At 60.2% G+C, this 23,305-nt stretch carries 20 protein-coding genes; 17 read left to right on the top strand and 3 right to left on the bottom strand.

The genetic code is table 11. The annotated features are described in order from the left end of the window. Positions 1-3 precede the first annotated feature (3 nt). The 3 genes from ACIPVK_RS12560 to rsmD are packed head-to-tail and all read left to right on the top strand — an operon-like array spanning position 4 to position 3,791. Positions 4-981 (top strand): DAK2 domain-containing protein, encoded by a 978-nt coding sequence (locus ACIPVK_RS12560; RefSeq protein ID WP_407612318.1) that lies wholly within the window; start codon positions 4-6, stop codon positions 979-981. Beyond that, complete coding sequence (locus ACIPVK_RS12555; protein WP_407612317.1) at positions 971-3,184, top strand: ATP-dependent DNA helicase RecG; 2,214 nt, start codon at positions 971-973, stop codon at positions 3,182-3,184. Before ACIPVK_RS12560 ends, ACIPVK_RS12555 begins: the two co-directional genes overlap by 11 nt. Positions 3,185-3,191: 7 nt before the next feature. Then, positions 3,192-3,791 carry a 16S rRNA (guanine(966)-N(2))-methyltransferase RsmD gene (gene rsmD / locus ACIPVK_RS12550; protein ID WP_407612316.1) on the top strand — a complete coding sequence of 200 codons (600 nt, stop codon included), beginning with the start codon at positions 3,192-3,194 and terminating at the stop codon, positions 3,789-3,791. Here the strand turns inward: rsmD and ACIPVK_RS12545 are convergent. Then, positions 3,753-4,529: a spermidine synthase gene (locus tag ACIPVK_RS12545; RefSeq protein ID WP_407612352.1), complete on the bottom strand. Its 777-nt coding sequence runs from the start codon at positions 4,527-4,529 to the stop codon at positions 3,753-3,755. The genes rsmD and ACIPVK_RS12545 overlap by 39 nt on opposite strands. A 5-nt stretch (positions 4,530-4,534) precedes the next feature. Continuing rightward, positions 4,535-5,746: an aminotransferase class I/II-fold pyridoxal phosphate-dependent enzyme gene (locus ACIPVK_RS12540; protein ID WP_407612315.1), complete on the bottom strand. Its 1,212-nt coding sequence runs from the start codon at positions 5,744-5,746 to the stop codon at positions 4,535-4,537. Positions 5,747-5,860: 114 nt separating this feature from the next. Between ACIPVK_RS12540 and coaD the strand changes: the two genes are divergently transcribed. From coaD to ACIPVK_RS12490, 10 genes are all read left to right on the top strand, one after another. Continuing rightward, a complete protein-coding gene (gene coaD / locus ACIPVK_RS12535; protein WP_407612314.1) occupies positions 5,861-6,337 on the top strand; it encodes a pantetheine-phosphate adenylyltransferase in 477 nt (158 codons plus the stop codon). A gap of 49 nt (positions 6,338-6,386) precedes the next feature. Then, a complete protein-coding gene (gene galU, locus ACIPVK_RS12530; protein WP_407612313.1) occupies positions 6,387-7,283 on the top strand; it encodes a UTP--glucose-1-phosphate uridylyltransferase GalU in 897 nt (298 codons plus the stop codon). Between the two features lie 140 nt (positions 7,284-7,423). After that, positions 7,424-8,479 carry an LCP family protein gene (locus ACIPVK_RS12525; protein ID WP_407612312.1) on the top strand — a complete coding sequence of 352 codons (1,056 nt, stop codon included), beginning with the start codon at positions 7,424-7,426 and terminating at the stop codon, positions 8,477-8,479. A 110-nt stretch (positions 8,480-8,589) separates the two neighbouring features. Next, complete coding sequence (locus ACIPVK_RS12520; protein WP_407612311.1) at positions 8,590-9,459, top strand: ABC transporter permease; 870 nt, start codon at positions 8,590-8,592, stop codon at positions 9,457-9,459. Further along, positions 9,443-10,306 (top strand): ABC transporter ATP-binding protein, encoded by an 864-nt coding sequence (locus tag ACIPVK_RS12515; protein WP_407612310.1) that lies wholly within the window; start codon positions 9,443-9,445, stop codon positions 10,304-10,306. Before ACIPVK_RS12520 ends, ACIPVK_RS12515 begins: the two co-directional genes overlap by 17 nt. Further along, positions 10,303-11,349 (top strand): glycosyltransferase family 2 protein, encoded by a 1,047-nt coding sequence (locus ACIPVK_RS12510; protein WP_407612309.1) that lies wholly within the window; start codon positions 10,303-10,305, stop codon positions 11,347-11,349. The genes ACIPVK_RS12515 and ACIPVK_RS12510 overlap by 4 nt, the downstream gene beginning before the upstream one ends. After that, positions 11,346-12,170 carry a CDP-alcohol phosphatidyltransferase family protein gene (locus tag ACIPVK_RS12505; protein ID WP_407612308.1) on the top strand — a complete coding sequence of 275 codons (825 nt, stop codon included), beginning with the start codon at positions 11,346-11,348 and terminating at the stop codon, positions 12,168-12,170. Before ACIPVK_RS12510 ends, ACIPVK_RS12505 begins: the two co-directional genes overlap by 4 nt. A 7-nt stretch (positions 12,171-12,177) precedes the next feature. Next, positions 12,178-13,068 carry a glycosyltransferase family 2 protein gene (locus tag ACIPVK_RS12500; RefSeq protein ID WP_407612307.1) on the top strand — a complete coding sequence of 297 codons (891 nt, stop codon included), beginning with the start codon at positions 12,178-12,180 and terminating at the stop codon, positions 13,066-13,068. A gap of 53 nt (positions 13,069-13,121) precedes the next feature. Continuing rightward, positions 13,122-13,583: an adenylyltransferase/cytidyltransferase family protein gene (locus ACIPVK_RS12495; RefSeq protein WP_407612306.1), complete on the top strand. Its 462-nt coding sequence runs from the start codon at positions 13,122-13,124 to the stop codon at positions 13,581-13,583. 253 nt (positions 13,584-13,836) lie between these two features. Continuing rightward, complete coding sequence (locus ACIPVK_RS12490) at positions 13,837-15,897, top strand: acyltransferase family protein (protein ID WP_407612305.1); 2,061 nt, start codon at positions 13,837-13,839, stop codon at positions 15,895-15,897. A gap of 88 nt (positions 15,898-15,985) precedes the next feature. On the opposite strand, the gene ACIPVK_RS12485 is transcribed toward ACIPVK_RS12490, so the two are convergent. Next, positions 15,986-17,212 (bottom strand): CDP-glycerol glycerophosphotransferase family protein, encoded by a 1,227-nt coding sequence (locus ACIPVK_RS12485; RefSeq protein ID WP_407612304.1) that lies wholly within the window; start codon positions 17,210-17,212, stop codon positions 15,986-15,988. A gap of 209 nt (positions 17,213-17,421) precedes the next feature. On the opposite strand from ACIPVK_RS12485, the gene ACIPVK_RS12480 reads away from it, so the two are divergent. The 4 genes from ACIPVK_RS12480 to rpmF all read left to right on the top strand — a co-directional run bounded on the left by ACIPVK_RS12480 (position 17,422) and on the right by rpmF (position 23,265). Further along, positions 17,422-18,747, top strand: coding sequence for a stealth conserved region 3 domain-containing protein (locus ACIPVK_RS12480; protein WP_407612303.1), 1,326 nt, complete (start codon positions 17,422-17,424; stop codon positions 18,745-18,747). 140 nt (positions 18,748-18,887) lie between these two features. Then, the gene (locus ACIPVK_RS12475) at positions 18,888-22,403 is read left to right on the top strand and encodes a CDP-glycerol glycerophosphotransferase family protein (protein ID WP_407612302.1); all 3,516 of its coding nucleotides are present in this window, start codon (positions 18,888-18,890) and stop codon (positions 22,401-22,403) included. A 92-nt stretch (positions 22,404-22,495) separates the two neighbouring features. Beyond that, complete coding sequence (locus tag ACIPVK_RS12470) at positions 22,496-23,059, top strand: DUF177 domain-containing protein (RefSeq protein ID WP_217390510.1); 564 nt, start codon at positions 22,496-22,498, stop codon at positions 23,057-23,059. A gap of 2 nt (positions 23,060-23,061) precedes the next feature. Continuing rightward, the gene (gene rpmF / locus ACIPVK_RS12465) at positions 23,062-23,265 is read left to right on the top strand and encodes a 50S ribosomal protein L32 (RefSeq protein WP_007273166.1); all 204 of its coding nucleotides are present in this window, start codon (positions 23,062-23,064) and stop codon (positions 23,263-23,265) included. The last annotated feature ends 40 nt before the right edge of the window (positions 23,266-23,305 follow it).

The raw sequence follows: 23,305 nt of genomic DNA, 5'->3' as shown, positions 1-23,305 counted from the left end.
CAAGTGATCATTCACACCATGAACCAAAAAATCCACGCCAATTCCAAAGCGATGTCAATGTGGCTCGAGCGGATGGTCAAGAGCCTGGGAAACCATAGCGATCGCCTTAACGCGATCAATATTTTCCCGGTGGCTGACGGGGACACCGGCAGCAACCTTTACCTCACGGCCCGCAGTGCCCACGATGCGATATCCAAGCTGGAAACCGAGAACATCGGCGAGCTTCTCACCATGGCCTCGCGCGCTGCGATGGAATCGGCACGGGGAAACTCCGGGACCCTGCTTGCAGTCTTCATGGCAGGTCTGGCTGAACCCCTGTGCGGCGTGGAGCGTATGACGGCACCCATATTGGCCACTGCCTTGGAACGCGGCAAGGTCAGGGCCTGGTCGGCCCTCAGCGACCCGGTGTCCGGGACCATGCTCTCGGTCATGCAGGTAGTTGCCGACACGGCCCGGGCCACGCACCGGGCCAGCGAATTCGAACCCGAAAGCAAGGCAGCACTCGTTGAGATGCTCGGCACCCTGTGCATTGCCGCGAAGGCAGCCGTGGTGGCCACCGAGAACGAGCTCGGGGAACTGCACAAGGCCCAGATTGTCGACGCGGGTGCGGTGGGAATGTTGATTATCCTGGACGAACTTCGTGGCGTTCTTCTGGGACAGGTCATTGACCCCGACGAATACTCCAAACTTCATGGCTACGACATCCAAGATCCACACATCCACCAAAACGTTTCAGCTGACACCGGTGTCGAAGTCATGTGCACCATCAGCCTTGATGCATTGGGCGCAGCAACCTTGCGGGGACAACTGGACACCATTGGCGATTCCGTCATCATGAGCCCGGTCAATGCCACCGAGGACGGTTACCGTTGGCGCGTGCACGTGCATGTGCCCGAGGCGGAGAGCGCCTTGAACGTCATCCGAGGCATCGGCTCCCCGGTCAACGTATCTGTGACCGATCTATGCACCCATGACGGCTAGCCTGGAATTCACCAGCGAAACGCCACTCGACACCGTCCTTGGCGCCGCTTCGGCGCGCAAGGTGGAAACGGCGTTTGGATATTCCACTGTAGGCCAGCTGCTCTCACACTTCCCCCGGAGATACATGGAAATCGGGGAGCTCTCCAGGATTTCCGAACTGCCGGTCGGGGAGGACGTCACGATCGTCGCCGAAGTGAAGTCGGTGAACCAGCGCCGCATGCATTCGCGCTCGGGGTTCCTGCTGGAGGTGGTTGTCAGCGACGCGCTCGGTCCCGAGCAGTCAACCCTGCGAATGACCTTCTTCAACGGCTACGAAGCCAAGAGGGATCTGCAGGTGGGGTCCACCGCCATGTTCAGCGGCAAGGTCACCATCTACCGCAACCACATGGAACTCACGCATCCCGAGTATTCCCTGCTTGACACCGCGGAGGAAGCCGATCCGCGTCCGATTCCGATATATCCGGCTACCGCAAAGTTTCCCAACAAGAAGATCAGGGAAGTCATGGACTTGGTTTTGGCCGGGGTCGGCCCCTCGGGATTCCAGGAATTCATTCCGGAACCAATCCTGCAAACCCAGCGCATTCCGGTGCGGGTCGTGGCCTATGAAAATATCCATAGGCCGCAAACCGTCGCCCAGGGCTACGCCGCAAGAAAACGCTTTGCCTTCGAAGAGGCATTCCTGCTGCAGCTGGCCCTGGCCCAGCGAAGGGTCCACCGCATGCAGCAACCGGCAATTGCCCGCCGAGGCACCGGCGATGGGCTCTTGGCTGCCTTCGACCAGACCCTTCCGTTCACGCTCACCGACGGCCAGGTGCTGGCCGGCATGGAAATCTCCGAAGACCTGGTGCGCGGCCATCCGATGAACCGGCTGCTGCAAGGAGAGGTCGGCTCGGGAAAGACCCTCGTCGCATTGCGGGCCATGCTGCAGGTCATCGACTCGGGAGGGCAGACTGCATTGTTGGCTCCCACCGAGGTGCTTGCCCAACAGCACTACCAGTCCATCAAGAAGCTGCTCGGGTCCCTGGGGACCGGTGGAGAGCTTGGGTCCGACCCACGCGCCACCCGCGTTGACCTCTTGACAGGTTCGGCAGGAGCCGCGGAGCGCAAGCGTGTCCTCCTTGGCGCGGCTTCCGGGGAGACCGGCATCTTGGTGGGAACGCACTCCCTGCTTTCCGACATGGTCAGTTTCGTGGATCTCGGCCTGGTGGTGGTGGACGAGCAGCATCGCTTCGGCGTCGAGCAACGCGATGCCCTGCGCTCAAAGGCCGACACGCCGCCGCACATGCTCGTCATGACGGCCACCCCGATTCCACGCACCGTGGCCATGACGGTCTTTGGCGATCTCGAGGTCAGCCTCATGAGGACACTTCCTCCGGGGAGGGCACCGATTTCCACCCACCTGGTGCCCCTGCAACTGCCTGCCATGCAGCAGCGGCTCTTTGCACGAATGGCCGAGGAAACCGCGAAAGGACACCAGGTTTACGTGGTGTGCCCGCGAATCAGCGAGAAAGCCGTTGAGGACGATTTCCTGCCCATGCCCATCGAACCCGCAGCCAATCCCGGTGACAGCGACGGCCCGGCCAAGCCAGCCACGATGACCGTTGAAAAGATGATGGAACTCCTTGAGTCCATGGACATATTCGCCAACACGCAGATCCGGGCCTTGCACGGGCGCATGCCCAGCGAGGAGAAAGCGGAGGCGATGCAGGCCTTTGACAGCGGACGGGCTTCCATCCTGGTCTCAACCACGGTGATCGAAGTTGGCGTCGACGTACACAACGCCACGCTGATGGTGATCATCGATGCCGAGAACTTCGGGATCTCCCAGTTGCACCAGTTGCGCGGGCGCATTGGGCGTGGCGGCCTGCCCGGTACCTGCCTGATGGCCACCTGGCTGGACGCCGAGCACCCTTCGGTGACGCGTCTGCGGGCCGTGGAGTCCACCACGGATGGGTTCCTGCTTGCGGAATCGGATCTCAACGAACGCCGTGAGGGCGACATCCTGGGGGCGAGCCAATCCGGGGCCCGGTCCACGCTTAAGGTCCTGCGCGTGATGAGGGATGCAAAACTCATTGCCCGGGCTAGGGAAGCGGCCGAATCCATTGTCGACGGCGAAGACGGGCTGGGGTCATATCCCGGTCTGCAGGCGGCCGTTGAGGAATGGGTAGACGAAGACATGCAAGCATTCCTGGAAAGGGGATAGATCCACAATGAGTCGCATCGTTGCCGGCGCCGCCGGAGGCCTTTCACTCAAAAGCGTTCCCGGGGACTCCACCCGGCCGACCACCGACCGGGTCAAGGAAGCCTTGTTTTCGAGGCTCGAAAGTTACGACGTGCTGGCCAACTCACGGGTCCTGGACCTTTATGCAGGAGCCGGTTCGCTGGGCCTCGAAGCGGCCAGCCGAGGAGCTCGTTCGGTTCTGTTGGTCGAACTTGCTCCCAAGGCCGTCGCGGTCTGCCAGGCCAATGCCGGACTCGTCAACAAGGCGCTGCGCAACGAGTTGGTCAGCGTTCGCCGCGGCTCGGTGGATTCCGTCCTTGATTCCTTCGCCCCGGTCGCTGGGGGAAGCGCCGGAAGGACCTGGGATGTCGTCTTCATGGACCCTCCCTATCCGCTGACGGAAGAGGAGCTGGCCACGACGCTGGAAAAGGTTGCGCTGGTCCTCGAGGTTGGGGCAACGGTCGTGGTCGAACGATCCTCGCGATCCGCCGAACCTACGTGGCCGGACGGGTTGGAGAAGTTTGCCGAAAAAAAATACGGAGAAACCCGCCTATGGTTTGCCGAACCCGTCGAGCTCGGCGCCGAATAGAACCGTTCCAGGGTGCGGTCCTGCGGCCCGCAACCTGTCCACCACGGCCAGGTCGAGGCGCGATTGGGTGCCCGCCAGAATCATGTTTCCCGGGTACTTTCGGGAGAAGATCTCGGTGGGAGCACTGGCCGTGACAGTGGCAAAGACTTGCGACATCGCCTGGACTTGGCTGTCAGCGAAGGCAAACGGCGGATCATCACCGACATTGACCAAGACGAGTCCGTCGGGACGCAACAGGTCGTTCATTTCCGCATAGAATGCGGGGACCGTCAAATGCTGCGGTGCGCCGAAGCCACTGAAGATATCCAGAACGATGATGTCGAATTCCTCGGTGGCCAATTCATGGGTCAGCACGTTTCGCGCGTCCCCAATAATCGTCTTCAGGTTTCCTGCATCTGCCATGGGCAGGGAGTCAAGGACAAAATCGAGCAATTCCCTCTCCAGGTCCACGGCGACCTGAATGCTCCCGGGCCTCTTGTGCTCAATGTATCGAGCCAAGGTCAATGCCCCGGCCCCCAAATGGAGTACCCGAAGAGGCCGTCCGGGCTCCCCGTACTCGTCGACATGGTTGGCAAGCCGCCGAAGGTACTCATAGAAGATTTGTTCCGGATGGTCCACGTTCACGTGTGATTGCTCGGCACCACCCAGTGCCAAGACCCAGGCACCGGCAACGAAGGCATCTTCCTCCAAGGTGGCGTGGGCTCCGAGGTTGCTCAGCCAACGGCTCGCACGATTCACCAAGATCAGCCACCCACCTTGGCTGACAGGTGGGAGAGGCGGACTGCTGCTTCGGTGAGCAGTTCCGGCTTCTTGCAAAACGCAAAGCGCATCAGGCTTCGAGTGCGCTCGGCTCCGTCTGCGTGGCAGAAGACGGACAAGGGAATGCCCGCGACACCTACTGATTCAGGCATCTGGCGGGCCAGGTCCAAGGCATTGTCAAAACCAAGGGGAGCAACGTCCGCGACGATAAAGTACGTGCCCTGCGGTCGGTAGACCGTCATGCCGGCAGCCTCAAGACCCTTGGCCAACACCTCGCTACGTTTGCCAAGGTCCTCGGCAAAGTCGGTAAAGAATGCTGACTCGGAATCCAGGGCTTCTGCGACCGCGGGCTGGAATGCCGTGCCGGAGGAGTATGTCAGGAATTGCTTCACCGTGCGAACGGCGGCAACGAGGTCGGCCGGCCCGGTGGCCCAACCAACCTTCCAACCGGTAAACGAAAAGGTCTTCCCGACCGAGGAAATCGTAATGGTGCGATCCCACGCGCCAGGCAACGTGGCAATGGGTGTGTGGGCAACGCCGAAGGTGAGGTGTTCATATACCTCGTCGGAGACGATCAGGCAATCATGCATGGTTGCCAATGCAACGATTTCGGCGAGCATTTCCTTGCCGAAGATGGTGCCCGTGGGGTTGTGGGGATTGTTCAGCACAATCATGCGTGTGCGTTCGTTGAAGGCTGCACGTAGGTCGTTGATTTCGGGCTGGAAATCCGGTGCGTTCAGGGCCACCGTCTTGTGGACGCCGCCTGCCAATCCGATGGTTGCACCATAGGAGTCATAGAACGGTTCAAAGGTAATGACCTCGTCTCCGGGCCCAATGAATGCGAGTATGGCCGCGGCAATGGCTTCGGTTGCACCCGTCGTGACGACAACTTCGTTCCCGGGATCCACATCCAGCCCGTAAAAGCGTTTTTGGTGCTTGGCAATGGCCGTGCGAAGGGGAAGGATTCCCGAGCCGGGGGCGTATTGGTTAAGATCGCCTGATATTCCCTGGGCAGCCAGAACTTTGAAGATCCTTGGGCCATCGGCATCTGGGAATCCCTGCCCGAGATTGATGGCCTCGTGCTTCACGGCAAGGGTGGTGATTTCCTCAAATATGGTGACCCCGAGGTCACCAGCGGGGGAAAGCAAATTGGCGCCGGCAGCCATGCGCTGCCAAGGGAAATCGAATGTGGACATGGTCCATTATCCCGTTAGTCGGTGGCTCGCGGGCGAATTAGCGGAAAACGACACGTTGAGTCATCAAGCAGCACGAAGCAGTCGTGCCCAAGCAGGCTTGGTAGATTTCAGGGTATGCGTCGAGCCGTTTGCCCCGGGTCCTTTGACCCCATCCATAATGGTCATGTTGAGATCATTGCCCGTGCCAGCAACCTCTTTGATGAAGTCATCGTGGCAGTGTCAACGAACTATGCCAAGAAGTATCGCTTCGAACCCGACGAACGCCTGGAAATGGTTCGGGAAACCATTGGGGGACTACGGGGTGTCAGCGTCGAACCGATGGGGGACGGCCTGCTTGCAGACTTCTGCAAACTGCATGGCGCCGACGCCATCGTCAAGGGATTGCGCTCCACAGTTGACTACCAGTACGAGACTCCGATGGCCGTGATGAACCGTCACCTGACTGGTGTTGAAACCGTATTCCTTGCGGCCGACAACCGCTATATGCACCTGTCATCGTCCCTGCTGAAGGAAGTCCAGTCACTTGGCGGCGACGTTGCGGATTACCTGCCGCGGACAGTGTTGAAGAGATTGCGATCGAACACGCCCTGAAGATCGACGAGTTAGTTGGGCGACTAGGCCATGAAGTAATGTCGAAGCTATGACTGATTACCGTCGATTAATCAAAGCCGTCATTCCAGCAGCTGGATTGGGCACGCGTTTCCTCCCGGCCACCAAGGCGATGCCAAAGGAAATGCTGCCGGTTGTTGACCAGCCCGCCATTCAATATGTTGTGGCAGAGGCGTCGAGGGCCGGACTCACAGACGTCTTGATGATCACCGGACGCAGCAAGCGGGCCCTTGAAGACCACTTTGACCGTGTTCCTTCCATGGAAGCGACGCTTGAGGCCAAGGGTGACACCGAAAAGTTGCGTCGGGTCCAAGAAGCCACCGATCTGGGTGAAATCCATTACATTCGCCAGCGCGACCCCAAGGGCCTGGGCCACGCAGTCCTCTGCGCGAAACAGCATGTTGGTAAAGAGGCATTCGCCGTATTGCTGGGCGACGACCTCATCGATGAGCGCGACGAACTGCTCTCGATCATGATCGACGTGCAGGAAAAGACCGGCGGTTCCGTCATCGCCGTAATGGAAGTTGAACCGGATCAGATTAGCGCCTATGGCTGCGCAGATGTTTCCGCAGTTGACGGCGAGGGTTACGTCAAGGTCAACGGGTTGGTGGAAAAGCCGGCCGTAGAGGATGCTCCTTCGAATTTGGCCGTCATTGGCCGTTACGTTTTGCACCCGCGGGTCTTCGAAGTGCTCGAAGAAACAGCGCCTGGTCGGGGTGGCGAAATACAGTTGACCGATGCCCTTGAGACCTTGGCCGCGGCCGACGGGCCGGGCAGTGGTGTCCACGCCGTCGTGTTCCGTGGGCGCCGCTATGACACCGGTGACAAGCTGAGCTACATCCAGGCCGTTATTTCCTTGGCATGCGAACGCGAGGACCTGGGACCGGACCTCCTTCCATGGCTTAAGGACTTCGTCGCGGGACGCTAAGATTTCTGTAGATGGCAAGGCTAACCCAGCATCCTCACAGGGGCGCTGGCTAGCCTTGCTTTGTTTGTACGAAAGTTGTCGACCGAAACATTGCCTCGCGTCGTCCGAGACTTCTCGTTCTGGTCTTAGGGAGACGTTGATTGACTAATAAAAAAGAATTCCCGGGCGAATACGTACCTCGTCGCCTTGCTCGTCGCAAGAAACGCACGGGCCTCATCGTGCTCCTAAGCACGACTGCCGTGATTGTGGTTGCAGCTGTGGTGGCCAGTACTTATCTGGCGAACCTCGCCCAGACGTTCGATTCAAAGACCCGAGTCATCGGTGAAGCTTTTCCGGACGAGCAAGACCGCCCGATCAAGAACCCCGACGACGGATCCCTGAACTTCCTGTTGCTCGGCGTTGACCACGGGGCGGATGGAACGGAGACTGCCGATCTGCTTCAGGCCGGCGGCACCGACCAGCGGTCCGACTCGATGATGCTGATGCATATTCCGGAGGACCGTAAGGGTGTCTACGTGATGTCGATCATGCGTGACCTCTACACGGACATTCCCGGCCATGGAAGCCAAAAGATCAACGCCACGATGGCTCTTGGGGGTGTACCCCTGGTGGTCCAAACGGTCGAAGGGATGCTCGATACCAAGATCGACCACGTGGCGATGGTCGACTTTGACGGTTTCAAGGAGCTGACCACGGCGCTGGGCGGCGTCACTGTGCACAATGACATCGAGTTCTATTCGACCGACAGCAAGAAGTACTTCTACCCGGTCGGCGACATAGAGCTCAAGGGCAACCAGGCGTTGAGATTCGTCCGTGAACGCAAGCCCTTCGTTGATGGCGACTACCAGCGCGTGCGCAACCAGCAGAAATTCATCAAGGCTGTCATGAACGAGATGCTGTCCAAGGACACCTTGACGAATCCGGCCACTATTTTTGAGGTCATTGACAAGCTCTCGCCCTACCTTGCGCTGGACGAGAGCTTGGATTCGGCCACGGCGGCAGGTATCGGACTGCAGCTGAAGGACGTACGCGCTTCGAACATCAAGATGTTCACGTTGCCGACGGCCGGTCTCGGCACGTCGCCGGACGGACAATCGATCGTTCTGCGGGACGAACAAGCGCTGGTAGACCTCGGAGAGGCACTTCGGACCGACACTCTCAGGACCTACTTGGACAGTGCAAATATCGACGATTGAGAATTGATACATAGATCACACATGGCCCTGTCGCCGGATGCAAACCGGCCATCAGCATGCGTATCTACTAGACTTCATTAGGTTCGTCGGCGTCAGCAGGCGAGTAAACCGTGATCAACGAGGTAACGAGAATTATGACAGCTGCCGAATATGCGGCGCAGTACGGCCTGAACAGGGTCGGTGCTCGTCCGGACCTGGTGAGCTATCTCAAACAGGCATGGGCCAGGCGCGACTTTGCGTTTGAGCTCGCCAGAAGCCGGCTGCAAGCATCAAACCAGCGGAACCGTCTGGGCATGTTGTGGGTTGTCATCAAGCCGACCATGAATGCCCTGATGTACGGGGCGATTTTCGGGATGCTGCAATCCAGCAAGCCTCATGATTTCCCTGTCTACGTCGTCATTGGCGTGTTCTTGTTTGAATTCTTCACCGGATCCGTGAACTCGGGTGCAAAGTCCATCACGGGCAGCGCTTCCTTGGTCCAGTCCTTGGCGTTTCCGCGGATCACCTTGCCCATCGCGGCGGTGATTCAGCAGTTCCTCACGTTGGTCCCCATGTTAGGAGTCATGTTTATTTACTGCATGATTCTGGGAACGCCACCTAAATGGAGCTGGCTCATGGTGATTCCGTTGCTCGTGCTATTCACGATGTTCAACACAGGTATGGCGCTGATATGCGCCAGATTGACCGTGCACGTCCGAGACTTCACACAGATTCTGCCGTTGATCACCAGAATCCTGTTTTACACCTCCGGAGTGCTTTTTAGTGTCGACCGCATCTTGAATGCGTTCCCAGTGCTCGTCCGAATGTTCGATTTCCACCCCATCTACCAGGCCCTGCAAATTGCCCGTGGGTCCATCATGAACGGCGTGGAGTATCCCTCGTTCTACTGGATTGTTTTGTCGGTATGGGCTGTCGCCGCCTTGGTTTGCGGCACCATTTATTTCTGGGCTGCGGAGGAGCGTTATGGTCGAGTTGACTAGTTTTGATGATCTGATCAACCCCCGGTTGCATGGCAAGTTCGAGCCCGAGCCTGTCTACGATGTTGCACCCGAATCATCACCGGTGAATGCGTCGGTCGAAATTGATCAAGCACGCACGCCAGTGGTCATCGTTGATAACCTTCACGTCAAGTACCAGGTCTATTCGAGCGGCAAGTCCGTTGGTGCCGCGGGTGCTAAGCGCCTGCTGCAGTCATCGACCCGCGGCATTCGGGAAGTCCATGCCGTCAAGGGTGTGTCCTTTGTTGCGTATGAGAACGAATCGATCGGTGTGATTGGCTCGAACGGCTCGGGCAAGTCGACGCTCATGCGCACCATTACGGGTCTGACCAGCCCTGCGGAAGGCTCCGTTTACGCCTCGTCGCGCCCGAATATGTTGGGAGTCGGCGCGGCATTGATCCCTGACCTTTCCGGTGACAAGAACATCATGCTTGGTGGTCTGGCCCTTGGGTACAACCGCCAAGAAATCAACGAGATGCGCGAAGACATCACCAAGTTCGCAGAACTCGAAGAGTTCATCGACCTGCCCATGCGTACCTACAGCTCCGGCATGTCCGCGCGGCTGAAGTTTGCCATCGCGGCCTCCAAGCAACACGACATCCTCATTGTCGATGAGGCCTTGGCCGTTGGAGATGCCCGTTTCCGCAAGCGCAGCGAGGCCAAGATCCGTGAGATCCGCGAGAACGCCGGAACGATCTTCCTCGTCTCCCACTCGATGGGATCGATCCTGGATACCTGCAACCGGGTGATCTGGATTGAAAAGGGCGTCCTGATGATGGACGGAGACGCCAAGACGGTCGTCAATGCCTATAAGGCCAAGAAGAAGTGACTGCTGCGCAGAACTTGGGCGTTTCCTACGTCATGCCGGTGCTCAACGAAGCCGATTACCTGCGCGATGCCGTCGCGAGCGTGCTTGGCCAAGACTACGCCGGGGACAAGGAAATCGTCTTGGCTTTGGGGCCCAGCACGGATGCGACGGACGACGTGGCCGCGCAGCTGGCAACCGAGGATGGCCGGGTCAAGCTGGTGCACAACCCGCAGGGGCGCACACCCATCGGGTTGAACCTCGCCATCCAGGCCTCGCAGTATCCGATCGTGGTGCGCGTGGATGCGCACAGCGAGTTGTCTCCCTCCTATACTGCGCGTGGTGTTGAAACCATGTTCCGTGTCGGTGCCCACGATGTCGGTGGACTCATGGATGCACGGGGCAAGACCCCCCTGCAGCGTGCGATTGCCGCGGCGTACCATTCCCCTTGGGGGCTGGGCGGCGCTGCCTATCACAGCGGCGCGCCGGAGGGCCCTGCCGAATCCGCCTACCTGGGTATTTTTCGCCGCGAGGTCTTTGACGAGGTCGGCTACTACGACGAGTCGCTGCATCGAGCCCAAGACTGGGAACTCTGCCTGCGCATTCGCCAGGCCGGGTACAAGGTTTGGTTCGACCCCGAACTGGAGACGGCTTACTACCCCCGCGATACCTACAAGGCACTTGCCGAACAGTCCTATGCCTCCGGCGTCTGGCGGGGTGAGTTGTCGCGTCGATACCCCGACGGTAAATCGATCCGTCACGACCTGCCGCCGCTCATGGTTGTCGGAACCACCCTGGGGGCCGTTGCCTGGTTGATCGATCCGTGGCTCACGGCAGAGGCGCCCGGTGCCGTGCGGTTTGTACTGAACTTGCTGAAGCTCGCACCGGTGGGCTACGCCGGCCTGGTGGTCTTTGCTACATTGACCGGCAAGAAAACCACCTTGAAGGAGAAGCTTTTGATGCTCGGAGTTCTCCCATCCATCCACTTCCCGTGGGCCGTTGGCTTCGTCAAGGGACGTGTGCGTGGTGCCCAGGGAACCTTGGACCGGGGGAGGGTGCGCGCATGAGCGATGAAACCATCCGACCCGCCAACCCGACGCTCGAGCAGCTGCGCGCGGTGTGCCAGCCCCCGGAAGTCCGCGCCCGGCGCAACGCCGAGCACTGGACGGCGGAACTCTACCTGCGTCACATCTCCATCTACCTGACGGCCGTCCTGGTGCGCACACGCATCAGCGCCAACGGCGTCACCGGACTCATGATCCTGGCCGGCTGGCTCATGTCGGCCGCCCTGTTGATCCCGGGCGTGTGGGGACCGCTGCTGGCAGTGGTCCTGTCCCAGGTGCAGCTCTACTTCGACTGCAGCGACGGTGAAGTGGCGCGCTGGCGCGGCACCCAGTCCCCGCGCGGCATCTTCATCGACATGGTCGGGCACCACACCACCGAGGCCCTGATCCCCATTGCCCTGGGCTATCGCGTCTTCGTCGAATTGCAGACCCAGGGGGCAGACGCCTCCCAGGCCTGGCCGACGCTATTCATCGCCGCGGTGCTTTCGGTGCTGCTGGTGCTGAACCGCTCGCAAAGCCTGATGGTCCACGCTGCCCGCAGCATGGCCGGGCTCGGCAAGCTCCCGGACACGGCGGAGGCACGTGCCGTGTCCCGGACCAGCCTGGTCGGGAAACTGCGCTCCGCAGCACGTTTCGCGCCCTTCCACAAGATGCTCCATGCCGTGGAACTCAGCCTCCTCATCCTGGTGCTCTCCGTTGTCTCGGCCGTCGTCGGTGTTCCCGGCATTGCCGAGAAGTGGATGCTCTGGATCCTCCTGCCGGCGGTGGTCCTGGTGAACATCGGGCACTTTGTCGCGACCATGGCCTCATCCCGGTTGCGGTGATCCCTTGATGAGTCAAGCAGGCAATCTTCCCTCGGTCGGCGTAGTGGTCCTGACCATGGGCAATCGGCCCGAGGAACTGGACCGCGCATTGAAGAGCCTCTTGGGCCAACATGAGGTCGAGTTGGACGTGGTCGTCGTGGGCAACGGCTGGGATCCTGTCGGGCTTCCCGCAAGCGTTCGCGGCCACTACCTGGAACACAACCTGGGCATCCCGGCCGGCCGCAATGCGGGCGTCCCGCTGGTCAAGGGGGAGTACCTGTGCTTCCTGGATGACGATTCCTGGTTCCTGGATCCGGACTTCCTCGAAGAGGCGATCTCCAGGTTCGAGAGCCACCCGCGGATGGGCCTTTTGCAGCCGCGGATCACCGACCCGGCGAGCAACGACGATCCCACCCGGTGGATCCCGCGACTGAACAAGCGCACGGCCGGGGAATCGAGCCGGGTCTTCCACGTCGGCGAAACTTGCCTGCTGATGCCCCGCCACATCTTCGAGGAGACCGGGGGATGGGCCGGAGGTTTCTGGTACGCCCACGAGGGAATTGAACTTGCCTGGCGCGTCTGGGACACCGGGCATCACGTCTGGTATGCCGGCGACATGAGGATCGGCCACCCCGTGGTCGACCAGCGCCGGCACGAGGAGTTCTACCGCCTCAACGCGCGTAACCGCGTATGGCTGGCCAAGCGCAACCTGCGCTGGCCCTTTAGCTGGATCTATGTGTCGAGCTGGGCATTGGTGGAAGCCATGCGCTTGCGCAAGAACCCCAATGCGGTGCGGCAATACTTCAGTGGATGGCTTGCCGGCTGGCGGGAAAGCCCCTGGTACTCAACACCGCGGCGAAAACTCAAGTGGTCCACCCACCTGCGAATGCTGTTGGCCGGCAGACCACCCGTAATCTAAGATCTTCGATCCCTGCGCCTTAGCGCGCAACAAAGCAGTAAATGGAGTTGAACATGGCAAAAACAGTCCTGACGTATGGCACGTTTGATCTTTTCCACATCGGTCACTTGAATATCCTCAAGCGCCTGAAGGAAAAAGGCGACCGCTTGATTGTCGGCGTATCCACCGACGAATTCAATGCCATCAAGGGCAAGAAGCCGATTGTTCCCTTCGAGCAGCGCATCGAGATCGTCAGGGCCATCAAGTACGTCGACGAGGCCATCCCGGAAGACAACTGGGAACAGAAGCGCCTGGACATTGCCAAGTACGGCGTCAACGTCTTCGGCATCGGCGAGGACTGGAAGGGCAAGTTCGACGACCTGGGCGACGAGGTCGAGGTCGTGTACCTGCCCCGCACCTCGGGCATCTCCACCACGGAATTGAAGCGGGTGCTCAGCGCATTCGACGAACGCCACGTCGCCAAGCTGAAGGACACCCTCGACAGCCTGAGCCAGATCGTCAAGGAACTGAGCTAGGGGAATTCGCCCTCTGGCCAACTGCCCGGAGTTTGTGGGCTGATTTGTCGCGCCCCGGGCATGGGCGGTCCATGCCCTAAAGCCGTGAACGTCAGGGACGGGGCACGGGCCAACGGCCCTCGGCAGGAATCGACGGCTTCCAAGCCACCATGAGGCAGCAGCGCGTCATGGAGCTGGCGGGTCGCCCATGACCGGGCAAGGATTTTCCGGGACAGGGAACCGAGCGTTCCGAGCATGCAACAAACGGGAGATTATGAGCACCGCAAAGCCAACGCACTTCAGGCTCGACATCCAGGGTCTGCGCGCCATAGCAGTCGGTCTCGTGGTCGTCTACCACCTGCTTCCGCAGAGCATCACCGGCGGATTCATCGGTGTCGATGTTTTCTTCGTGATCTCCGGTTTCCTGATCACCTCGCACCTGATCAAGCATCCACCCCGTAAGCCCAAGGAGTTCGGGACCTTTTGGCTGCGCCGCATCAAGCGGCTCATTCCGGCGTCGATGCTGGTGTTGTTCACTACCGTTATCGCGGTCCGGGTACTGGCGCCGGAATCCTTTTGGCGGGACAACACGCTCCAAGCGATCGCCTCTGCGTTCTACTCGCAGAACTGGTTCCTGTTGGCCACCAGTGTCGACTACTCGGCCGAAGACAATGCCCCCACGGCGGTCCAGCACTATTGGTCGTTGGCAGTGGAGGAACAGTTCTATCTCTTGTGGCCACTGTGCATCGCCGCCCTCTGGTGGTTTGCGGTCGGAAAGAAACTCAACCCCAAGCGATTTGTCCTTGTGGGCATTTCCCTCATTGTCGCTCTTTCCTTGGCTTATTCGATCCTCTTGACCTCCGTGGAACCAGCGGTTGCCTACTTCTCCACCTTCACCCGCGCCTGGGAACTTGCCTTGGGCGCCGTGGTGGCCTTGGTCCCCGCTCCGCGCAAGCGATTCAGCTCCTCGCCTGTAGGTGCCGTGATTGCCTGGATGGGCATTGCCGGGATCATTGTTTCAGGCGTCGTCTTCGATTCGGCCACGCCATTCCCCGGCTACCAGGCCGCCCTGCCCGTCGTCGGGACGGCAGTGGTGATCTGGGTTGCCGCGACCTCGCGCTACTCACCAACCACTTTGCTTTCCTCGAGGCCTTTCCAGTTCCTGGGTGCCCATTCGTACTCGATCTACCTGTGGCACTGGCCGGTCCTTGTCCTCTTGCCGTTCGTATCCGGCCCCTTGGGCACCTTGGACCTGGTGGCCGTGGCGCTGGTAACCATCCTGCTGTCGATGCTCACCAAGAAGTATGTCGAAGACGCATTCCGCAAGACGCTTGACGTTTCGTCCCTGTTGACGCCCCTACGATTCCTGGTGGCGGCCACGGCCTGCGTCGTGCTGGCCGCGGCAGGTGTAGCTGGCGAAGCCCGAAAGCGGGAGGAGTCCGCATCGGTTTCACTGGAAGCCGCCCTCAACGGCGGAGTTGCCTGCTTCGGCGCTGCGGCGCTCGCTGACCCAAGCGGCGATTGCCAAAACACGGCGGACCGGGAGCTCATACTGTCCCCGGCACTTGCCAAAACCGACAAGTCCGCCGCCTACGACGATGGTTGCTGGTCCAATGCACCATTCGAGAAGAAGCCCACATGCACCTATGGGACCGGCAAGACGCAGGTGGCGCTGGTGGGCAACTCTCATGCGGGGCATTGGCTTCCGGCACTCGAAAAAATGGCTGCGGAAAAAGACTGGACCATTACCACCTTCCTGGTGTCCCGGTGCAATCCGACCGCCGCCACGTTGAAGTTTGACGCCGAAATCAAGGCGCAGGGCTGCGCCGACTATGGCAAATGGGTCTTGGACCAGACGGCCCAAGGCCAGTTTGACCTGATTATTTCATCCGAACGCCAATCGGTTCCGGTAGCTGGCCATTCGATGAAAACTTCTGAGGCCCCGGCCCGCGCCGGATATGAAAACTACCTGCATCGGTGGACGGCCTCAGAGACACCGATCGTGGTCATCCGCGACACACCGTACCCCGGAGCCACACTGCGGAACATTCCGGACTGCGTCGCCACGGCAACCGACGCAAATGCGGAGTGTTCGGGGAGCACCGACAGATGGGAGTGGATGGATCCCCTGGCTGATGTCGCGGCTGAAGGCTCGCACGAGAACGTGGCGGTCATCGACCCCACCCGGTATTTCTGCCAGGACGGGACCTGCCCCGCGGTGATCGGAGGGGTCGTCGTGTACTTTGACGCGTCCCACATCACTGCCACCTACGCCGAAACCCTGACTCCTTTCCTAGAAAAGGATCTAGACAAAGCGTTGGAGAAGATTACCTAGCGCGGGGCGGCCGGGTGGCCCTTGACCGCGGGTGGGGGAGTCGCCGGCGTGGTTCAGGCGCCGCTGCCTCCGTCCGTGGCCAGTGCAACTAGGCTCGTTCGACGGCACCCGTGAGGGCGATCGCGGCGGAAATGAACCTCTCGGTTGCCCGGCCCAAGGCCGGATCGCCAAAGACGTTGTTGCGCAGCGACCGTTGCCGTTCGGATGGGCGCTCTCCGCCCAGCCTCGCAACTGTGTTGAGAAGTTGCCGTCCGCCCTCTTCGTGCAACAGCGTCTCGGCATGTTCCAGGGACAGCGATTGTTCCGCGGCCAGCTGGTGGATCATCGGGGTGTCGGTGCTGTGAAGCAGCAGCAGCGGCTTGTCCAGTCCGATCGCGTCCATGGCCATGGCCGAGATGTCGCACACCACGATGTCCGAGGCCATGATGCTGAGAGACGGATCGCCCGACACCTCGACACGGTGCCCGGTGCCTGGTCCCTTGGATGGTGCGGCCTCAATGGCTTTTTCAATGCGGGCAAGTTCCTGACGCGCCTTGACCGACCAGCTGCCCGTCTTGGGGTGCGGCCGAAACACGAGGGTGAAGCGGTCATCCGACAACAACGTCTCGACGAGCTTGGTTCCAACCGAAGTGACGGACGTGTAGGCCATGTTCTTCCCGTCGCCCTCCCACGTCGGCGCGTAAAGTACCGTGGTTCGCGCTGCGGTACGTGGTGCCAACGGTCCTGAATCTGCGTCGTCGAGCTGAGGCCTGCCGATTTCAACCAGTTTGGCCGGATCAAAGCGGGGGATGCATTCCAGGATTCGGGTTCGGGCCGCATGGCCGGCAATGAAGGCGAAGTCATAGGCCTTGAGTTGGTTGGAGACCATCGATGATTTCTCGCTTTCACCGTGGCTCAGGTGAACATGCGCCGGGCCGTTGATCCGCAGCATGGTGAAGTTTGCCTGTGAGTTGTTCACGTAGAAAATGCCTGAGGTTCCCCAGGAAGCCAGGGTCGTCTCGATGTGTTCCATGGAACGCGAAAGCAGGATCGGCAGACTGGTCCGCCCGGCCACCTGGCGCGCGGTGAGTGCATTCATGATCACCAGGCATACGCCGTGTCCGCTGCGCTGCAGGGCCTCAAAGGGTGCCAACCATTGTTCCAGTTGGTAGCTCTGGCCAGGCGCGTCGGCAAAGAATGCTACGAAATCAACGGTCTCGGATGGCCCGGGCACGTCGTTCCCAAATTTCTTGCCGACCCTTTTCTCCACGGCCAGGGCATGGAGTTTCTTGGACATGAGTTGAGACTGTCGCAGCACGGCATCAAATGTGGTCACCAGACCATCCTATGTGCGCCTTCGGTGGCGCCGGGATCCGGACGGCGGAACTCCTCAGGGAAAATGAATAGACTGGTTGAGCGGCAAACGTATCTGCGCGCATTGAATTCGATTTCTAGAAGGTTGTGTTTATGAGTCTTGAATCCGGTTGGAAGGGCCGCGTTGGTGCCATGGTCCCGCCCGGATACTGGCGACGGGCCATCGAACTCATGGACAACAAGACTCCCGCTTCCTCAACTCCGATTGCCGCGCTCCGACGGTTGCAGGCCGAGGCCTTCGAGGGCAGTCAACCGGGTTCCGCCCATCAGGTCCAGTGGCAGGGAGACACGGCACTGGTCCGCGTCAACGAGCGTGAAGCGCCGATGCTTTGCTCCCGGTTGAAAACCGCCGGCTTTGCCCTCGTGCCGATCGCCAAGGACGCGCTTGTCCCCGGGGCCCTGTCCGGCTGGAGCTGCGCGACGAAGTCCCAGACCGGCCGCCGAAGTGACCTCGTTGAGGCGATTGGCGTTCGTCTGTTGGTGATCCCCGGCGGCAGCGCTGCTCCCGCCAGAAACATCCTCGAGGTCACCGAACCCATAGACCTCGTCTACACGTGGGTGGATGGTGCCGACTTAGGCTGGCAAAGGCAGCGACGCGATACCCAGGCACGGATTTCCGGAGCCCTGCCGCCAACAGCGGACGACGCGGCGAGGTACACCTCGCATGACGAGCTGCGCTATTCCCTGCGTTCGGCGGAGGCATTCCTTCCCTGGGTCAACCACATCTATGTGGTGACGGCGGGACAGCGCCCCGAATGGCTCGACGAAGCCCATCCAAGGATCACGCTGGTAGACCACGGGGAGATCTTCGAGGACCAAGACGCGCTCCCCACCTTTAATTCCCATGCCATCGAGTCCCAGTTGCACAGGATCCCGAACCTCGCCGAACGATTCATTTACGTCAATGACGACGTCTTCTTCGGCCATTTACTGGGACAACAGGTTTTCTACACGCCAACGGGCTATCCCAAGTTCGCGCTCTCCGACGGGAGATTCGATCTCGAAGACACCGAGAACCTTCCAGTGAACATCGCCGCGCAGAACAACAACCGGCTGTTGGAAGCAACCTTTGGGAAATCATCGGCCCACAAGTTCAAGCACGTCGCCCATGCCCAACTCAAGTCAACCTTGAGAACCATTGCGCAGCGGCACCCGTTGGAAACCGGACAAACCGCCAGGGCAAGGTTCCGAAGCGAGACCGACATTTCCATTCCCTCGGCGCTGGCTCACTATTACGGATGCGCCTTGGGCAAGGCGTTCCCGGGAGAGATCGACTATCGATACATTGATCTCGGCTCGGAGCAAGTGCATCTGAAGCTGGCCAGGCTGTTCCTGCAAAAGCGACCCCAGATGTTTTGCCTCAACGAGGTCAGCACAGGCCGGCACGAGCACATTGACCGCACATCGACCGTCAGGGAATTCCTGCAGCACGTGTATCCCTGGCCATCATCCTTCGAATCGGGCGCCGGACGACTTGCCGACGACGGGGCCCCATGACGAAGCCGTTCTGGGCCGCTGGGCCGCCACCCGACGTACGGGTCGCATGGCCGGTTCCAGATGGGCGCCAAGGCCCCCGGGCGCTTGGAGAATACAGTGATCCCCGCCGCTACGAATTTCCCAGATTGAAAGGTTGCTTCGTGAAGCAAACACCCAAGACCTTGGCGAGCATGGTCCAGGACCTGTATGGAAAGGGCCTGCACCGGAAGGACGCACGGCGGAAGACCCGGACTCTCAAGGGTTCCATCTCCCTCAAGGTCGCTCAGGAGGGTCGTCTCCTTCAGGTAGGTGCCGTCACAGGCCAAAAGCCCCTGGGATTGAGTGTGGTCTACGGAAAGACCGTCATCACACGCTCCGCGTTTGACTCGCTGGAGGAACTAGCCCCGGATGCCTACGCGTCTGCCGGTGTCATCGACCTCGGTTCGCTGTGCCAGCAATGGAATTCGGCAGCGCCCGGGCTCCTGGACGAGTTGGACGGGGAGGCCGACGCTGCCGAAGGCATAGTTCGAGTCTGTCTCGAATACGAGGGCGCGGTCGGCGCACTGCCGCTCGGAGTCGCGGCGATCGAGATTGCCGGCACAGCCGGCACCCTGACGCGCGCCGAGGTCAGCGAGTCCGTGGACGCAGGCTCAATCGCGGTGGGGGAGCCGTTGCGGTTCCACCGTGTCCTCGGGAAGGCAGCCGATACGGACCTTGATCCGCTTGCAGGATACGAAGCGCACGACGGGCTTGCCCGTCCGTACATCAACAAGCGCGGTGAACTCGTGATCGCCATGAACCGCGAGATCCGGCACAACGTTACGCTGCGCACCGACGCAACGGCGGTAGTTGCGGGTAACCTGCGGCTTTCGGGCGTCGCCTACAGCCGGAGCTCGCGCCTGACCTCCGCCCGCTTGCTGATCCTTGGCCGGCGAAGCGGCCAGGAATTCAGCGGCACCGTAGACCTCCGGATCATTGAGGATCAGACCCGCCAACGCTATGGTTTCGGCAGGTACACATGGGCCGCCGAGGCCGCCCTTGCCGACGTGGACTGGGAGAGCATCGAGTCCACAGACAACTTTGACCTCTATCTCGAGTTCGACATCGAGGGTGTCGACGAGCCGAAACGTGTGCGCGTGGCCAGGACGCCGTATGCCATTCGAGCCACCACGCGAGCGGGCGATTTCACCCGCGACGGCAAGACCTTGGTCGTCAATCCCTACTACACCTTCAAGGCCAAGGCCACGTCCTTGATTCTCGAGGTAGTTGACGAAGCGTCATTCAAGGTCCTTCGGGACTTCAGCCCGTCTAGGCACCTGCTGGGTAGCCGCGGACGAAAACCTGTCTGGCTGATTGGTGAATTGCCGTACAAGGCCCAGGACAACGGCTACCACTTCTTCCGGTACATCCGCGAGAACCATCCCGAGATCGACGCGTACTACGTCTTAGATCTGGCATCACCCGAATACGAGAACGTCCGTCCGCTCGGAAACGTCATCGGGTACCAGTCGAAGGACCACTTCGAGATCGCCTTGGCCGCGGACAGGATCATCGGTTCGCACCACCCCGACTACCTTTACCCAACGCGGCATCCGTCATTCATGGCGAAGTCCCGTGCCGGGAAGGTGTTCCTGCAACACGGCGTCATGGGTACCAAATGGATGGTCCCGAACTACGGAAAGAAATCCGCCGGATTCCATACGGACCTGTTCTGCGTCTCTTCGGACCGCGAGAGGTCCTACATCGTCAAGGACTTTGGTTACGATCCAGGCGAGGTGGTCGTGACCGGTCTGCCCCGCTTCGATGCGCTGTTTGACACCGATGTTCCGGTCGAACCCCGGCAGGTCCTCATCATTCCGACATGGCGGGATTGGCTCCAAAATGAAGAGGGGTTCATCGATTCCGACTACTTCCAGCAGTGGAACGATTTTTTGCACGACCCGGCGCTGGCCAAGCTGGTGCGTGAAAACCAGCTGGAATTGGTCTTCTGCCTGCATCCGAACATGCAGCATCTTCGATCCCACTTCGCCGGCGCGCCGGTCCGAATCGTGGGGCAAGGAGAAATCGATGTCCAGTTCCTCATGAAGCAGAGCGCGGCCATGGTCACGGACTACTCAAGCGTGGGCTTCGACTTCAGTTTCCTGGACAAGCCGGTTCACTACTTCCAATTTGATCGGGAACGGTTCCTGGGCAATCTGGGGTCGCATCTGGATCTGGATCGCGAACTGCCCGGACGCATCGCCTTTAGCCGTGAGTCCCTTGTCGCCACCCTGGAGGCTACCGTGGCGCGGGGCATGAGAATGGAATCCACCTACCGCGACCGCGCGTCACGCTTCATCGTGGCTCGGGACCGGGGCCATTCGTCCCGGGTCTTCGAAGCAATCCGGGACATGCACCTGCCCAAGCTCGGTGTGAGAAGTCTGCGCCAAAGCGAGCTGGCAGAACGCGCACAAAACCGCTTCCGCCACAGCGGCCGCTACTTCCCGCTCATGAAGCGCATGCAGGCACTGGTGTCCCGCATGCCCATGGATCGAGACCTGGTGGTATTCGAAGCCGGCCTCGGCAAGCAGTATGCCGATTCGCCGCGTTACATTTACGAGGAACTTCTGCGACGCGGAGACACACGGAAAAAGGTCTGGATCTACTCCGGTCCCCATGAATTCAGCGACCCGAGTACCACGACTGTCAAACGACTTTCGCCGGCATACTTCTGGAATCTGGCGCGCGCCAAGTACTGGGTGGTCAACCAAAACTTGCCGTTCTACATGACGCGGCGCAAGAACGGCGTCTACGTCCAGACCTGGCACGGAACTCCGCTCAAGCGCATGCTCAACGACATCGAAGACATCCACGGTCGCGACGAAGGCTACCTGGACCGCGTGACGCGTGCCATCAGCCAGTGGACGCACCTCCTGTCGCCAAGCCCGTACGCAACCGAGGCCATGAGAAGCGCCTTTGCGTACAAGGGTCCCGTGCTGGAGCTTGGGTATCCACGGAATGACCCGTTGCTGCGCCCTGAGTCGAAGGTAAGGGCCCAGGAGATCAAGACCACTTTGGGAATCCCCGAAGGCCACAAGGTTGTGCTCTACGCGCCGACGTTCCGGGATGATTCCAGCAACGGCAAGGGCCGATTCACCTTTGAGCTCCCCTTCGACCTGGAATCGTTCAACGAGCGCTTCGGCGAAGACACCGTGTTGCTGCTGCGCATGCACGTATTGGTCAGTTCCGGTCTCAAGATACCGGAGGAGCTGAGGGGGAGCATCATCAACGTTTCGGCCTACCCGGAGATCCAGGATCTCTACCTCGCCAGCGATGTCCTGATCACCGACTACTCGTCCGTCTTCTTCGATTTCGCGCTCTTGCGCAGGCCGATCCTCTTCTTCGCCTACGATCTCGACAACTACCGCGACAACCTGCGTGGCTTCTACATGGACTACGAAAAGGAGCTCCCGGGGCCCATCGTCACCGACGAGGATCAGCTGTGGAGCACCCTCGGAAGCGCCCTCAAAGGGGAACTGGTGGAGGCCGGGCCCAGCGACGGTTTCATTGCGCGATTTGCCCCCCACGACGATGGCGAATCCGCGGGCAGGGTGGTCGATGAAATTTTCGGCCGCGGCGCTCCTGTGACGCAACGCTCGATCCTCGGTGGTTTTGGCTCCCGTCGCAAACCGCGCTAGGATGTAATGTCGGTCTATGTTCTACAGGAGTCATCATTAGCGAAAAGCGTTCAGATCGTTCGTCGTCACACGGCATCGATCGCAGTTCGCCCCTGGTTTTCTTAACCAAGGATCTCGGGCGAAGCCCGGGAAACATGACGACCCTTGATGAGGTGGTCGCCGCACCCGCTGAAATCGGTGTGGCACTCATCGGAGTCCGTGAAGGATCGGAAGTTGATCTGGATCTGCGATTCGAAGCCGTGCACGAGGGCATTCTGGTCTCCGGAACCGCCACTGTTGAAATCAGCGGTGAATGCGGACGGTGCTTGGAAGCCATGGCGTACGACTTCGATGCCGACATTCAAGAACTCTTCTACTACGAGGGCTTACACGAGTTCACCGAAGAAGAAGAGCTTGACCAGTACCAGGTTGTAGATGATCGTATTGATCTCGAACCGGTGCTCCGGAATGCAGTGGTGACCGCGCTGCCGTTCCAACCGGTATGCCGGGAAGACTGTGCAGGGCTTTGCTCCGAATGTGGAAAAAGCCTGAATGAGGATCCTGAGCATCACCATGAGGTCTTGGATCCTCGTTGGGCAGCGCTTGCCGGGCTGACCGACATCGTCGCAGAGGACGCGACACAGAGTACACATTCAGTCGAGAGAGAAGAGAAGTAGCCGTGGCTGTCCCGAAGAGGAAGATGTCCCGCTCAAACACTCGCGCCCGTCGCGCCCAGTGGAAGGCAACCGCGCCTACCCTGGTGAAGACCATGGAAAATGGCCGCGTCACCTACAGCCTGCCGCACCAGGCAAAGGTTGTTACGGATTCCGCAGGCACCGAGTTGTTCCTTGAATACAAGGGTCGCAAGGTCGCAGACGCGTAAGTCTGTCTGATGCCTTCAACAGAAGAGCTTTTGAAGCGTG

The organism is Paeniglutamicibacter sp. MACA_103, assembly GCF_045798555.1.
In the GTDB taxonomy this organism is placed as follows: Bacteria; Actinomycetota; Actinomycetes; order Actinomycetales; family Micrococcaceae; genus Paeniglutamicibacter.
Note: the sequence above shows the minus strand (reverse complement) of the source record. Positions and strands in the feature narration are given on the sequence as shown.